The following is a 13690-nucleotide window of genomic DNA, read 5'->3' as shown; positions in this document are numbered from 1 at the left end:
CCCAGATCGAAAGCCTGATCCACTATGGACCTTCTCGTCGTCGGCTCGGGGTTCTTCGGGCTCACCATCGCGGAGCGGGCGGCAGCCGCCGGCCGCAAGGTGACTGTCATCGATCGCCGTTCCCACATTGGCGGGAACGCGTTCAGTGAGGCGGAGTCTTCGACAGGTATCGAGGTGCACCGGTACGGGGCGCACCTGTTCCACACCTCGAACGCGACCGTCTGGGAGTACGTCAACCGATTCACGGCCTTCACGCCCTATGTGCACCGGGTCTACACGAACCACGGCGGTGTCGTGTACCCGCTGCCGATCAACCTCGGCACGATCAACCAGTTCTTCCACGCTGCCTACTCCCCAGCGCAGGCGCGGGCCCTGATCACTGAACAGGCGGGGGAGTTCGATCCCAGGACCGCTCGGAATCTCGAGGAGCGTGCGATCGGTCTCATCGGCCGCCCGCTGTACGAGGCGTTCATCCGGGACTACACGGCCAAGCAGTGGCAGACCGATCCGACTGAACTGCCTGCCGAGGTCATCAGTCGTCTGCCGGTGAGGTACACCTACGACAACCGGTACTTCAACGACACCTGGGAGGGTCTGCCCGTCGACGGGTACACCGCATGGCTGGAGCGGATGGCCGATCACCCGAACATCACCGTGAAGCTCGACACCGACTTCTTCGACGCGTCGCAGCCGTTACACAAGGCTGCCACTGTCGGGCAGGTCCCGGTCGTCTATACCGGCCCGATCGACCGGTACTTCGACTATGCCGCGGGGCAGCTGTCGTGGCGCACGCTGGACTTCGAGGAAGAGGTCCTCGACGTCCAGGATTTCCAGGGCACGCCGGTCATGAACTATGCCGACGCGGACGTCCCGTACACCCGCATCCATGAGTTCAAGCACTTCCACCCCGAGCGGGCTGACCGTTACCCGACCGATCGAACGGTCATCATGCGGGAGTTCTCCCGCTTCGCGGCTCGCGACGACGAGCCCTACTACCCCGTCAACACCTCCGAGGACCGCGCGGGTCTGCTGGCCTACCGCGACCTGCAGAAGGGGGAGAAAGACGTCCACTTCGGCGGGCGACTGGGCACGTACCAGTACCTGGACATGCACATGGCCATCGGCTCCGCCCTGACGATGTGGAACAACACCCTCGCCTGAGCGGCAGGGGTCAGCGCGGCGTCGGTTCCTCCACCAGCGCGGGCATCGGCATCCACTCTCGGTCCCGGGCGATGGCACGGCCGTCCCGCAGTCCGCGGAAGAGATGGCTGGTGCCACGCATGGTGCGCTCGACGACGACCAGCCGGATGATCTCCTTGGCGAAGGTGAGCGCCGTGCCGACGGCGAACGGAAGGGGGCGGTAGAAGCCCACCGACCGGTAGTACTGCTTGATCAGCGCGCGGTTGCGCATGATGTAGTACCGGTAGGCGTCGCTCGAGGCGTTCATGTGGCGCACACCCATATCCCACTGCTTGATCTCGCGGCTGCGCCGCAGCACGAATTCGTTCACGATGACGGATGTCGTGATTCGAGATGCCAGCCATCCGTAGACCTGGTCGTCCCAGTAGATGAAGAACCGCGGATCGGGCAGGCCGATGCGGGCGACGATGTCGCGATGGATGAACATCCCCTCGAAGCACCCGGAGTTCATCTCCTTGAAGCCCGAGTCGTCGAACTCCGCCGGGGCGAAGGGGATCGGGATGCCCATCCGGGCCGCGATGCGGTACTGCCAGTAGAACTCGCTGCCGTCGAAGTCGTAGCGGCGACCCTGGATGGAGCGGAAGCGCCCCGACCAGCGGCCCATCTTCGCGAGCCCGTCGGGAATCACCTCGACGTCGTCGTCCATGAGCCAGATCCACTCGGATCCGAGCTCATACGCCGTCTGCATTCCGGCGCTGAATCCTCCGGAGCCGCCCGTGTTGGTCTCGAGGCGGCGGTAGACCAGTTCCGTACCGAGGAGGTCGCGGAAGGACTCCACGACCTCGGTGGTGTCATCCGAGGAGGCATTGTCGATGACGACGACGTGCCCCGGCTTCGGTTCCATCTCGCTGATGCTGGTCAGGAGGCGCGTCAGCAACCCGGAGCGATTGAACGTGACCGCGACGATGGTTGCCGTCGCGGGATCGAACCCTTCAGCTGTCGCGGTCATCGCTCCGCCTCGAAGACCGCCCGCCACGCGTCGGGCGACGTGAGCTGGGGAAGGGCGCGACGATACTGCTCGGCCAGCTTTGGCCAGCGTCTACGGAGCTGCCGGTGCAGGGCGACCGAATCGCGCAACATCCGGCGGAATTGTGAGCGGTCGCGGGTATAGATCGCTTTCCCGCGCCCATCCGCGGAGCTTACGAGCGCGCTGTCGTACGCCGGGACCCGCCACCAGTGGGCGTCAAGCTTGCCGAACTCCACTTCCGGCTGCACAACGTTCGCCGGATTCGGCTGGCGCAGCCAGTGGGACATGAGGGTCCGAAGGGTGAACCAGCGCAGCGCAAGACCCGTCGGGCTGTCGAACTCGTGCCGCTTAGTCTGCTTGAAGACAACCCGACCTCTGCGCGCACGCAGACGAGTGCTGTCGGCTGTGTGTACGACTGTTTCGGGGAACTTCGAGGCCAGCGCCCGAGCCTCGGGCATCGCCGTCGCGAGGGTGTGCCACATATGCTCAGGGCCGCTGAGAATGTCGCGCAGCGCGCGGTGCCGCAGAGCGGTCGGGTAGTACTGCATCATCATCAGATGCTTAAGGTCCATCCGCCGGCTGTGCCGTAGCAGCGTTCCGCCCTCCGGCACCTCCGAGTGAATCAGCGCAGCCACAATCCGGTTGCGGGCATGGAAATAGGCCTGCCAGTCGAGGGAGTCGTCCTTGCCGACCCACGAGACGTGCCACAGGGCGATGCCCGGTACGGAAACGGTCGGGAACCCCGCTTCGCCCGCCCGGAGGCAGTACTCGGCGTCGTCCCACTTGATGAAGGCAGGCACAGCGAGGCCGACCTCGCGGACCGTTTCCATCGGGATGAGGCACATCCACCAGCCGTTGTAATCTGAATCCAGCCGCTGGTGCAGAATCTTCGTCTGCCGCAGGTTGCTCGCGCTGAAGTCGTGCGGAAACTCCTCCTGGTAGAGCGTGCGCCACATGAACGGCACCTCATCCACGACCTCGGCCCAGGCGTGCAGTTTGGGGCGATCGAGCAGATCGAACATGTGCGCGCCGACGATTGTGGGCCGGGCCGCGTACTGCCCGAAGACGATGGAGCGACGTAGGGATTCCGGCTCGATCAGGACGTCGTCATCCAGCAACTGCACGAAGTCGCTGTCGGGGCGGTCGAGGGTTTCGAGCATGGCGCGGGAGAAACCCCCCGAACCACCCAGATTCGGCTGCCGGATGATCTGCAGCGTCTCGCCGAGGCGTTCGCTCAGCTCAGGATACTCGGGGCGGTCGGCGACGAGCTCGGTGCCCTGGTCGATGACGAAGATCCGGTCGACGAGTTCGAGAACGTCGGGGCTGTCAGCGAGGCTCGCGAGCGTCTGCACGCAGTAGTCAGGCTTGTTGAAAGTCGTGATGCCGAGGCTTGCCTTGCCGTTTCGGACGGGTTCTTCTTCGGTGGTCCACTCGGCACCCTCGAACACCGCGGTGCTCTCGTCGGCCACGATGTCGAACCAGATCCAGCCGCCGTCGCTGTAGCGATCAAGCGCGAAATCGAAATGGGTCTCGGCATTGCCCGAGACCTCGCGGGTGTCCAGTCGCTGACGCACGCCGTTGCCGTTGGAACGGTAGACCAGGACCGTCGCAGGGCCGCTCGTGCGCACCGTCAGCCGGATCTGTCGCACGACCGTCCAGTGTTGCCAGTAGGACGCGGGGAACGCGTTGAAGTAGGTGCCGAGTGACACGCGTCGTCCGGCGACGATGCGCGCTCGCCGGCGGTCGAGGATGTTGCCGAGGTGGGCTCGGCTTGACACGCGCACGGGCTGCTCGTCGATGACCGACCAGATCTCGGGGTCGGCGTACAGCGGAAGCAGGTCGGGGTCGCGCTCGAGGGGGAACACGGCGTTCTGGAGGACGTGGATCACGAAGGAAGTCTCCGGTCAGACGAGAGGTGGCTGATCGAGGCCGAGACCGTAGCCTACCTTCCCTCCCTTCGCAGTATCCGAGTGGCGCGCTGCGTAGCGAGGCTGCAGCTTGGCCAGGAACAGCACGGTCAGCATCCAGCCCCACAGCAGAAGCGGGCTGGACTCGGTGAGTCCCTGGATGACCACGATCACGCCGACCGCGACAGGAAGGAGTGACACCGTCGCGGTGACTCGGTCGTCGCGCCGCTCCCACCGGTGCTGGCGTACCGCGAAGACCCAGGTGCGCCAGACGAACAGCGCGTACATGCCGGCAAGGAGCACGACCCCCACGGCGCCGAGCTGGAACCAGACGTCGACCCAGACGCTGTGCGCCTGGATGATGTGCAGGCCGCGGGGCATGACGATCCAGTCCGAGAACGCGGGGTCCCACGGGATCCAGGGGGTCGCGAACCCGTTGCCGACGACCGGCTGCGCGGCACCGCGCGAGACCACGAGATCCCAGATCTCGGTGCGATCGGTGAGATCGCCGTCTCGTCCCAGGAAGCCGAGGAGGGTGTGCCGCATCCGCCATGCGACGCCCGCTGCGACGGCGCCGACGACGGCCGCTGCGAGATACACGCGGACCCGGCCCCGCGTCGTGCGCGCCAGGCGAGCGGCCAGCAGGATGACGAGGGCCACGGCGAGGGCGACCGTGGCGACGAAGGCCGTCGCCGACTCGGTGCGCACCAGCAGGTAGGCCGACAGGGCGAGTGCTGCCGCGGCGAGCGCCCGCCGCCGGGGCTCGATGGCCAGCCGGATGCTGAGGACCACGACGGCCAAGAGAGCGAGCATCGCGAGCAGGTTGGCATTGCCGACGATTCCGTCCAGACGCCCGCCGCTGAACAGTTGCGCGCTCGTCCAGATGTCGCTGCGATCGGTGCCGGCATCCACCGGCGCGAACTCGATCCCCACGGGGCCGCCGACGATCGCGGCCGCCCACGCCTCGAAGGCGAGCGAGAGGGCCATGACCGCCGCCAGCGCCCACGCGAGTGCGGACACGAGCTGGCGCCAGCTGAGCATCGCGGCCATGCCGATCGCGACCAGCGCCGTCGCCGCGAGCAGGGTCCAGGTGAGCACTGTCGTCTCGGGCCATCGAGACCAGGCGAGACTTGCGCCGGCCCACCCCGCGAACGCGAGTGCGCTCCAGGGCAGCGACCGCCACTGGGGGGAGCGGATCGTGCGGAGGGCGAGCGCGGCAGTTCCCAGGGCCGCGACGACGCCCGTGCCTGCAGCCGCGGGCGCCCCGAATGCCGCCGCCCACCCGGGCGCCGTGAAGGCGATGAAGAACACCACGCCGGCCCAGGTCTGCGTGATCCAGCGGAGGGGAATCGTGGTCGAGGGGGCGACGACGGGGAGCGTGGCCGTGGAGGCGCCGAAGGTCGTCATCGCTGGCCACGCTAGCCGCCCGAGATCACAGATCGGTCACAGACTCCCGAGCCTCCGCACCGAATCCGCGCCCACGCGCAGGCCGGGTTTCGCTCTCAGCCGGCGCGCAGGAGTTCGCCGCGTTCGATCGCGAGGCGCTGCTCGGCGGGCCCCTCACCGATGTGCGGGGACTGCTTGATCTTCGACCCGAGCAGGATGAGCAGCATCCATCCCCAGCCCATGAGCGGCGCCGTCTCGGCAAGGCCCTGGACCAGCAGGATGGCCCCGGTGAGCGTCGGCAGGAGCGTGAGCGCCGAGTACGGACGATCGGCCCGCAGATCCCAGCGGGGCCGGTCGACGGCGAAGAACCACGACCGCCAGACGAAGGCAAGGTAGGTGAACGCGAGCAGGATGACGCCGACGATCCCGAGTTGGAACAGCACGTCCACCCACACGCTGTGCGCCTGCGTGATCTGCCTGCCGCCGAGCACGATCCAGTCCCGGAACGCCGGATCCCACGGCAGCCACGGGGTCGCGAAGCCGCCGCCGACGCCGAGATGGTCGCCCGCCCGGTCGAGCACGGCGCTCCAGATCGCCTCACGGTCGAGGAGGTCTGCGGTCCGGTCCACCGCGGTGAACAGCGGTACCCGCCAGATCCAGATCGCGAGCGCGCCGGCCGCTCCGATGACGGCGTACCCGACGTAATAGCGCGTCCGCTCGCCGGGCCGGCGGGCGGTGCGCATCAGCAGCACGGTGGCGAGGACCAGCGCCACACCCGCTGCGGCGATCCAGGCGGTGACGGATGCCGCGAGCACGAGCGTGAGAACCGACAGGCCGATCCAGACCCCGAGCATGCTGCGGCGAGACTCGCGCGCGGCGAACTCGATCGCGAAGACCACCACGGCCAGGAGGGCGATCATGCCGAGGAGGTTCGGGTTGCCGATCACACCGTCGATCCGGGCGCCGGCGAAGATCCCGCCGCTGATCCACTCGGGTGCGCCGGCGTCGGCATCCGTCTGGAATCCGGCATACAGGGGTCCGCCGACGATCCAGGCGACGAGGATCTCGGCGACCAGTGACAGCCCGATGACCCACCCCAGCGCGCTCCCGATCGCCCGGACGATTTCGCGCCACGTGAGCACGCTCGCGATGGCGATGCCCTGGAACGTCGTCGCAAGCAGCAGGAGCCAGGTCAGCGCGGACGTCTGCGCCCACTGCGACCACGCGATCGACAGCCCCGCCCACAGGATGAACGCGCCCGCGATCCACGGCAGTCTCCGCCACTGGAACGGTGGACGGATGATCCCCACGACGACGGCGGATGTCGTGACGATGACGGCGCCGACGATCGCGGTTATCGGGATGCCGAAGCCCAGCACCCAGCCCGGCGCCGTGAACGCGAAGAACAGGCTGAACACCATCCATCCGCGCAGGAGCAGGTGTCCGGTGCGCTCCCGCTCTGGGGCGACCGGCGGCGCCGAGGCGGGGTGGCGGCTGAATCGGGCCATGGTGCTCTCAGGGTAGCGCTCGGCGCACCGCCCGCGCGGCTTCCCGCGGTGCGGACGAGCGCTCTCGCGTCGGTACGCTGGGCGTGTGCTGGTGCCGCTCACGAACACGCCCCGCGACTACGCGTGGGGGTCCATGACGCTGATCGCCGAGCTCGAGGGGCGCGCCCCGAGCGGCGCCCCCGAAGCGGAGGTCTGGTTCGGAGATCACGCGGGGCATCCCGCGCGCGTGCCTGATGGGCGGACGCTCGGCGAGTGGCTCGCCTCCGGCGAGGCTCCCGAGGGCACGCCCGCTCAGCTTCCCTACCTGCTGAAAATCCTCGCGGCCGGTTCGCCGCTGTCGATCCAGGCGCACCCGTCCAAGTCTCAGGCCGAGGAGGGCTTCGCCCGTGAGGAGGCCGCGGGGATCCCGCGCCATGGCGCGACGCGCACGTACCGTGATGACAACCACAAGCCCGAGATCATCGTCGCGCTGAGCGAGAGGTTCCTCGCCCTCGCGGGCCTGCGCCGGCTCGAGGAGACACGGCGACTCCTCGATATCGTCGGCCCGGCGACTCTGCCCCTGCGCGAGATCCTCGACGCGCACGCCGACGACGCGCAGGCGCTCGCGGCGGCGATCGCCTGGATCCTGTCCCCGGTCGCCGAGCCGGCGGTGGGCGCGATCATCGCGGCGGCGACGGATGCGGCATCCGCCGAGTTCGCGGACGAACTCGCGCTCGTGCGTCACCTCGAGGGGCACTACCCGGGCGACCCCGGGATCGTCGTCGCGATGCTCCTGAACCTCGTGACCCTGCGCCGCGGACAGGGTGTGTTCGTGCCGGCGGGCGTCCTGCACGCGTACATCGAAGGGCTCGGCGTGGAGATCATGGCCGCCAGCGACAACGTGCTGCGGGGCGGACTGACGCCCAAGCACATCGACGTCACGGAATTGGCCGCGATCCTCGACCCGAGGCCGGGTCCCGCGCCGGTGCTCGACCCGGCGCCCGGTGCGGTGCGGGTCTTCTCGGGTCAGGTGCCCGACTTCGTCTTGACGCAGCTGACGGCCGGCCCGGAGTCGACCCCGCGCAGCGCCGTGAGCGGGGTGGCGATCGCGCTCGCCACATCCGGGACTGTCGAGCTCACCGCCGCCGGCACGGGAAGCACGTGCACCCTGCGTCCGGGGTCGGCCGTGCTCATCACCCCGGATGAGGGATCGGTGTCCCTTTCGGGAACCGGAGAGGTGTTCCTCGCCGAACCTGGCCGCTAGGGCGCTCGCGACACGCCGGGAAATCCGCCAAGAAGGTTAAGGCGGCGATTGAGGGTTTACGATCTGCGACTTGACCGCGGCGAACTACACCGGTGTAATTACTGCAACACGCTGACCGCGTGGGGGAGTTCTTTAGGTGGGGAGAACGACATGACCGCCTCGCAGTACCGCTCGGGTGTTCCGGACAACTGGTTCGTCGACCCGGTGCACCTCGGTGTGCCTGGCGTGCGTCGCATCGATCCCGAAGACGAGAACGCGCTCGCCTGGCAGACCGACGCGCTGTGCGCGCAAACCGACCCCGAGGCGTTCTTCCCTGAGAAGGGCGGCTCCACGCGGGACGCGAAGCGGATCTGCGGCTCATGCGACGTGCGCGGCGAGTGCCTCGAGTACGCGCTCCAGAACGACGAGCGGTTCGGCATCTGGGGCGGCCTCAGCGAACGTGAGCGCCGCAAGCTGAAGCGCCGGGCCAGCTGATCGCCTCACCACGCGCCTCGGCCGACACGGTGTCTGGGGCGGAGTCGCCGCCCGAAACGCCCGAGCCGGAAACGCCGCAGCCAAGCCGGTTTCGTCGGCGGACACGACCATAGGCTGACGGCGTCATGCCCGGCACAGTTCACGCGATCGTCGTCGTGCGTCCCGACGGTCGCACCTCTGCGGCGTACCACCTGCGCCGCACCATGGCCTCCCTGGCGGGAGGTTCGCGTCGACCGGATGCTGTGACCCTCGTCGTCTGCGGCACCGACCCCGCGGTCGAGGACGCGCTCGAACCCGGAAGCCTGCCCGACCCCACGGCCGACGGACGCGGCATCCGGGTCATCCGGCTGGGACGACGCGTGCGGTTCGCAGCAGCCGTCGCGCGTGCCGCGCTCGCGCCGGACGGACACGGCGGTGCGGCAACGGATGCCGACCTGCTGTGGCTGCTCGCCCAGGACACCGCCCCCGACCCGGAGGCGCTCGAGCGCCTGGCGGGTCAGTTGGAGCTCTCGCCCACGCTCGCAGTCGTCGCACCCAAGCTCGTGCGCGATGACCGGCCGGACCGCATCGTGTCGCTCGGGGTCAGCATGACCCGCACCGGCGCATCGGTCGAACTCGCGGCCGGAGACCTCGACCAGGGGCAGCGCGATGGCATCACGGACGTCCTCGGTTCCGACATCCGTGCCGTGCTGGTGCGCGGCCCCGTGTTCCGCGCGCTGCGCGGCATCGACCCAGCGCTCCGGGACGCCGACGAGGGCCTCGATCTCGCGGTGGCGGCGCGTCTGATGGGAGGGCGCGTCGCGCTCGTGCCCGCGACGCGGGTCGCCGTCTCGGGTGATGGGGTCGCAGGGTTGCCGTTCGCCGACAGTCCCCGCCGGCGCCGCATGATCATCGCCCGCCGCCGAGCGGCGCAGTTGCATCGGCGCCTGACCACCGCGCATCCCCTGCTGGTCCTTCCGGTCTGGCTCTCGCTGCCGTTCCTGGCATTAGGGCGCACCGTCGCGCAGCTGGTCATGAAGGACCCGGGCAGGATCGCGGGGGAGTGGGGCGCGACGATCCTGGCCATGGTGCGCCTGGGCGCGATTGCGCGAGGGCGACGCCGCCTGCGGCGCCACCGGACCGTGCCGTGGTCGAGGATCGCGCCGCTTCGCGTGTCCACCGCTCTGGCGCGTGAGCGCGCTGCGGAGCCGGAAGAGCCGTCACCCGACTCCCTTCCCCGGGGAGAGCTTCACTTCTTCGGTGGCGGCGGGGCGTGGCTCGTTCTCGCGATGGCCGCTGTCTCGATCGCTGCCTTCCCTGCGCTGCTGGCCTGGCCGGCGCTCGGCGGAGGTGCGCTCCAGCCGCTACGCGACACCGTGGCCGGGCTCTGGGCCGACGCCGCGTACGGACTGCGGCCGATGGGATGGAACGTGACCGGCCCCGCCGATCCGTTCTCGGCAGTCGTCGCCGTGATCGGATCGCTCTGGCCGTTCGCGCCGAGCCGGGCGCTCGTGGTGCTCTGGCTCGCGGCGTTGCCGTTGGCCGCCCTCGGCGGGTGGTTCGCGGCGACTCGGATCACAGATCGGCCCGTGCTGCGGATCCTGTCGGGTCTGTCGTGGGCGCTGGCGCCCACCTTCCTGGTCGCCCTGACCGAGGGCGTCCCGACCGGCGTGATCGCCCACCTTCTGCTGCCGTGGCTCGTGTTCGCGGGCGCGGTCGCCCACCGTTCGTGGGTTCCCGCTGCCGCCACATCGCTGCTGGCGGCCGCGGTCATCGCCGCCGCTCCGTCCCTCGCGCCCGCCCTCGCGGTCGTCCTGCTCGTCGCGATCGTCGTCGCTGTCGCGCGCCGGTCGGGGGCGGCGGTTGCCCGGATGCTGTGGATTCCCGTTCCCACCATCGCCGTCTTCGCGCCCGTGGCGTGGGCTCAGCTTCACGTCGGCAATGCGTGGGGGCTCCTCGCCGATCCCGGTGCACCGATCAGCGGCCTCGTGCCCGCCACAGACGCGAGTGCACGATGGTGGATCGCTCTCGGCTTCCCCGCCCCCGGGGCTGCGGGCTGGGCGGAGTTCCTGCCTCCGCTTCCGCTCTGGGCCGTGGCGCTCCTGCTCCTGCCTCTCGCCCTCCTGGCGGCAGCGGCAGCGGCGACCCCGCGGTGGCCGGTGGGCTTGGCGCACCTCGGCCTGGTCGTGCTCGGGAGCGCGACCGCGGTCGCCGCAACCCACGTGGCGGTGCGCTTCGACGGAGCTGACGCGCTCCCCCTGTGGTCTGGCGCGGGGCTCAGCCTGGCCTGGTGGGGCCTCGTGGGCGCGGCAGTTCTGACGCTCGATCAGGTCGGCCGCGGAGAAATGGCGCGCTATCGACGCCGGGCGGGCGCGGTGTCGGCATCCGCCGCCGTCGTGTGCATGGCGGCCCTCGTCGTGTTGGCTGTTCCGGCGCTCAGCGCGCAGGCCCGCGGTGCATCCGCGCTGACCAACGGTCCGACCAGCACCCTCCCGGCCTACGTCGAAGCCGACAGCGGCGGCGGAACCGCGACCGGCACGATCGTGCTCACCCCGGAGCCTGACGGAACCCTGGCGGCGCGGGTCGTGTGGGGAGGCAGTGAGACCCTCGGCTCCCACAGCACCGTGCTCGAAACCCGAACGAGTGTGGACGACGCCTCGTCGCAGCTCGCGGCGACCGCAGCGGCCCTGGTGAGCTCGACCTCTCCGGATGCGGTCGCCGCGCTGGGTGAACAGGGGATCGCGTTCGTTCTCCTGGCCCCGGGCGCCGACGCGCCGCCGGCCACACTGCTCCGTCTCGAGTCTTCGACGGCGCTCGATCAGCGGGACGAGCTCGACCCGGTCGGCGCGACCGACCGCGGTGACCTGTGGCGCGTCTCATCCGAGATCGCCGCGCGGCCCGGCGGGTCGACGCCGCTTGCGGGAATCGCCGTCGAGGCGGTGCAACTGGGCGTGATCCTCATCGCCCTGCTGCTTGCGGCCCCGACCGGGCGCAGCCGCGTACGCGCGCGACAGCATCCGCGCATCGTGGGCCTGACGCGCGCCGAACGCGAGTCGGATGCCGGGCGCGCACGCCGGCGGTTCGACGACGGCACCCAGGACGCGCAGGCCTTGCCCACTGAGCCGAGCGGGGAGGGAGCGGCATGACCCGCACGCCATCGCTCTCGGACTGGGCTCGGCCCCTCTTCGGCGCGCTTGCGGGGGCCGGTGCGATCGTCGCGGTGGTGGCGCTGCCGGTGCTGGATCTGCCGGCTGTCGCGCCGGAACCGGCATCCGTTGCCATCGCGCCCCCGTCGGCGGGCCAGACGCTCGTGTGTACCGGTGAGATCCTCGCGACGGCGCGAGACTCCACCGCGGTCGACGCGATCACGGTCGCGGCCTCCCAAGCCGTCGTGACCGCGGGGGAGGGTGCGCTCGGGCGGACCGAGCTGGAGTCGGATGCCGCGGGGGCGGCGCCCCTGGTCTTGCGATCCTCGGCGGGGTCCGCGCCGTTCGCCGCAGCCGGTTCCGCGACCGTCGGCGATCCCGACCTCTCGGGGTTCAGCGCGTCGGCGTGCCGCGTCCCGCTCCTCGACTCCTGGCTCGTCGCCGGCGCGGGCACGACGGGCGCTGCCGACCTCGTCGTGCTCTCGAACCCCGGGGAGGTCGCGGCGACCGTCACGCTCACCGTCTACGGGGCTTCCGGGGCCGATGTGCCTCCCGGTGGCGCAGACATCGTCGTGCGACCCGGAGCGCAGCGCATCGTCCCGGTGGCCGGGATCGCTCTGGGAGAGCAGAGCCCGGTCATCCATGTCCAGGCCGCGGGAGCCCCGGTCGCCGCGTCGCTGCAGTCGAGCATCACCCGCGTCCTCGAGCCGGGCGGGGTGGACCAGGCCGGCGCACTCGGTGAGCTGGCGGGACGTCAGACGATCCCGGGGGTCACCGTCACGGAGGGGGCGCTGAGCACGGGTTCGGGACTGTCGGGCACCATCGTGCGGGTGCTCTCGCCGCAGTCGGCGACAGAGGCGACCATCTCGGTGCGTGCCGTCGGCGGCGCAACGCCGGTGATCGACCCCGTGACGGTGCAGCTGGCGGCGGGGATCCCGGCCGCGATCGAGATGCCCAGCGTGCCGGTGGGCTCCTACATCGTGGATGTCGACGCCGGCGAGCCCGTCGCGGCGGCAGTGTGGCAGACGACCGGCTTCGGCGCGGCATCCGATTTCGCCTGGTATCAACCGTCACCCGTCATCGACACCGACGCCGTGATCGCCGTGCCGACCGGCCCGGCGCCGGTCCTCACGATCGCCAACCCCGGCACGGACGATATCGCCGTCGACCTCCGCGAACCCGGGACGGAGCCGGTGACGATCGCCATCGCGGCCGGATCGAGCACGCAGGTGCCGCTGCGCGCGGCAACGACGTATGAGCTGACGGGTGGGCCGGTGCTGGCCTCGGTCGGCTACGCCGGCGCGGGGGCGCTTGCCGCCTTCCCGGTATCACCGACCAGTGCCGGTCAGGAACCGATCATCGTCCACCCCTGAGAGCGATCAGAAGTAGCGGAACCGGTCCGGCCCCAGGTCCCACGGGTCCTTTCCGAGGTACTGCGCGGCGGCGCGGAAGACCGCGCCCTCGATCATCATCCGGCGGTGCAGGTCGTCGTTGCGGTGCAGGTGAGAGAGCCGCTCGAGCGGCACGCGGTAGAGGATGATGCGTTTCTGGTCGGCCAGGACCGCCCACCGGGGAATACCGTCGGCATCCGCGGCGGGGGGCATGTCCCCGATCTCGAAACTGACCTCCCGCAGTTCCTCCCAGGCCGAACGCAGGAACTCCGCCGCAGTGCCCACCGTCAGATCGAACCGGTCGATCCGGGTGTCCAGCGGCGGAAGCGGCGGTCGCACAACGGGACTGCGACCGACGCGCCCGTGACGACCGTGACGGGCCGGTCTGCGCGGACTCACCGACGCGGTGCGGGAGCGTCGCCAGGCCATGCGCCCATCCTAGTTCCGCCGACTCGTGCCGGTCCCACGGTCACACGCCCACGCTCTGGG

At 70.1% G+C, this 13690-nt stretch carries 10 protein-coding genes; 5 read left to right on the top strand and 5 right to left on the bottom strand.

Annotation, left to right across the window (positions count from 1 at the left end; genetic code table 11):
- The first annotated feature begins 24 nt into the window (after positions 1-24).
- Positions 25-1161, top strand: coding sequence for a UDP-galactopyranose mutase (gene glf / locus ACSGC5_RS07795; RefSeq protein ID WP_434970070.1), 1137 nt, complete (start codon positions 25-27; stop codon positions 1159-1161).
- A gap of 10 nt (positions 1162-1171) precedes the next feature.
- On the opposite strand, the gene ACSGC5_RS07790 is transcribed toward glf, so the two are convergent.
- The 4 genes from ACSGC5_RS07790 to ACSGC5_RS07775 all read right to left on the bottom strand — a co-directional run bounded on the left by ACSGC5_RS07790 (position 1172) and on the right by ACSGC5_RS07775 (position 6968).
- Positions 1172-2149, bottom strand: a complete 978-nt coding sequence (locus ACSGC5_RS07790; RefSeq protein WP_434970069.1) for a glycosyltransferase — start codon at positions 2147-2149, stop codon at positions 1172-1174.
- Positions 2146-4056 carry a glycosyltransferase gene (locus ACSGC5_RS07785; protein ID WP_434970068.1) on the bottom strand — a complete coding sequence of 637 codons (1911 nt, stop codon included), beginning with the start codon at positions 4054-4056 and terminating at the stop codon, positions 2146-2148. The genes ACSGC5_RS07790 and ACSGC5_RS07785 overlap by 4 nt, the downstream gene beginning before the upstream one ends.
- Before the next feature lie 15 nt (positions 4057-4071).
- Positions 4072-5481 (bottom strand): O-antigen ligase family protein, encoded by a 1410-nt coding sequence (locus tag ACSGC5_RS07780; protein ID WP_434970067.1) that lies wholly within the window; start codon positions 5479-5481, stop codon positions 4072-4074.
- 95 nt (positions 5482-5576) lie between these two features.
- Positions 5577-6968, bottom strand: a complete 1392-nt coding sequence (locus ACSGC5_RS07775) for an O-antigen ligase family protein (RefSeq protein WP_434970066.1) — start codon at positions 6966-6968, stop codon at positions 5577-5579.
- A gap of 85 nt (positions 6969-7053) precedes the next feature.
- On the opposite strand from ACSGC5_RS07775, the gene manA reads away from it, so the two are divergent.
- The 4 genes from manA to ACSGC5_RS07755 all read left to right on the top strand — a co-directional run bounded on the left by manA (position 7054) and on the right by ACSGC5_RS07755 (position 13183).
- Entirely contained in the window at positions 7054-8211 is a 1158-nt protein-coding gene (manA, locus tag ACSGC5_RS07770; RefSeq protein ID WP_434970065.1) for a mannose-6-phosphate isomerase, class I, read from the top strand.
- Positions 8212-8361: 150 nt separating this feature from the next.
- Positions 8362-8685: a WhiB family transcriptional regulator gene (locus tag ACSGC5_RS07765; RefSeq protein WP_195693231.1), complete on the top strand. Its 324-nt coding sequence runs from the start codon at positions 8362-8364 to the stop codon at positions 8683-8685.
- Positions 8686-8810: 125 nt separating this feature from the next.
- On the top strand, positions 8811-11810 hold the full coding sequence (locus ACSGC5_RS07760; RefSeq protein WP_434970064.1) for a glycosyltransferase: 3000 nt from the start codon (positions 8811-8813) through the stop codon (positions 11808-11810).
- Positions 11807-13183, top strand: a complete 1377-nt coding sequence (locus ACSGC5_RS07755) for a DUF5719 family protein (protein ID WP_434970063.1) — start codon at positions 11807-11809, stop codon at positions 13181-13183. The genes ACSGC5_RS07760 and ACSGC5_RS07755 overlap by 4 nt, the downstream gene beginning before the upstream one ends.
- Before the next feature lie 6 nt (positions 13184-13189).
- Here the strand turns inward: ACSGC5_RS07755 and ACSGC5_RS07750 are convergent, their stop codons facing one another.
- Positions 13190-13630, bottom strand: coding sequence for a metallopeptidase family protein (locus ACSGC5_RS07750; RefSeq protein ID WP_434970062.1), 441 nt, complete (start codon positions 13628-13630; stop codon positions 13190-13192).
- Positions 13631-13690 lie beyond the last annotated feature (60 nt).

Origin of the sequence: Microbacterium sp. bgisy207, from assembly GCF_965345035.1 — a bacterium.
Taxonomy (GTDB): Bacteria; Actinomycetota; Actinomycetes; order Actinomycetales; family Microbacteriaceae; genus Microbacterium.
The sequence above is the reverse complement of the archived record's forward strand: the minus strand, read 5'-3'. Positions and strand labels throughout refer to the sequence as shown.

Bases quoted from the DNA above. Each gene is read 5' to 3' on its own strand.
- ACSGC5_RS07760 (WP_434970064.1), top strand. From the start codon at position 8,811: ATGCCCGGCACAGTTCACGCGATCGTCGTCGTGCGTCCCGACGGTCGC.
- ACSGC5_RS07750 (WP_434970062.1), bottom strand. From the start codon at position 13,630: ATGGCCTGGCGACGCTCCCGCACCGCGTCGGTGAGTCCGCGCAGACCG.
- ACSGC5_RS07780 (WP_434970067.1), bottom strand. From the start codon at position 5,481: ATGACGACCTTCGGCGCCTCCACGGCCACGCTCCCCGTCGTCGCCCCC.
- ACSGC5_RS07765 (WP_195693231.1), top strand. From the start codon at position 8,362: ATGACCGCCTCGCAGTACCGCTCGGGTGTTCCGGACAACTGGTTCGTC.
- ACSGC5_RS07775 (WP_434970066.1), bottom strand. From the start codon at position 6,968: ATGGCCCGATTCAGCCGCCACCCCGCCTCGGCGCCGCCGGTCGCCCCA.
- ACSGC5_RS07790 (WP_434970069.1), bottom strand. From the start codon at position 2,149: ATGACCGCGACAGCTGAAGGGTTCGATCCCGCGACGGCAACCATCGTC.
- ACSGC5_RS07755 (WP_434970063.1), top strand. From the start codon at position 11,807: ATGACCCGCACGCCATCGCTCTCGGACTGGGCTCGGCCCCTCTTCGGC.
- glf (WP_434970070.1), top strand. From the start codon at position 25: ATGGACCTTCTCGTCGTCGGCTCGGGGTTCTTCGGGCTCACCATCGCG.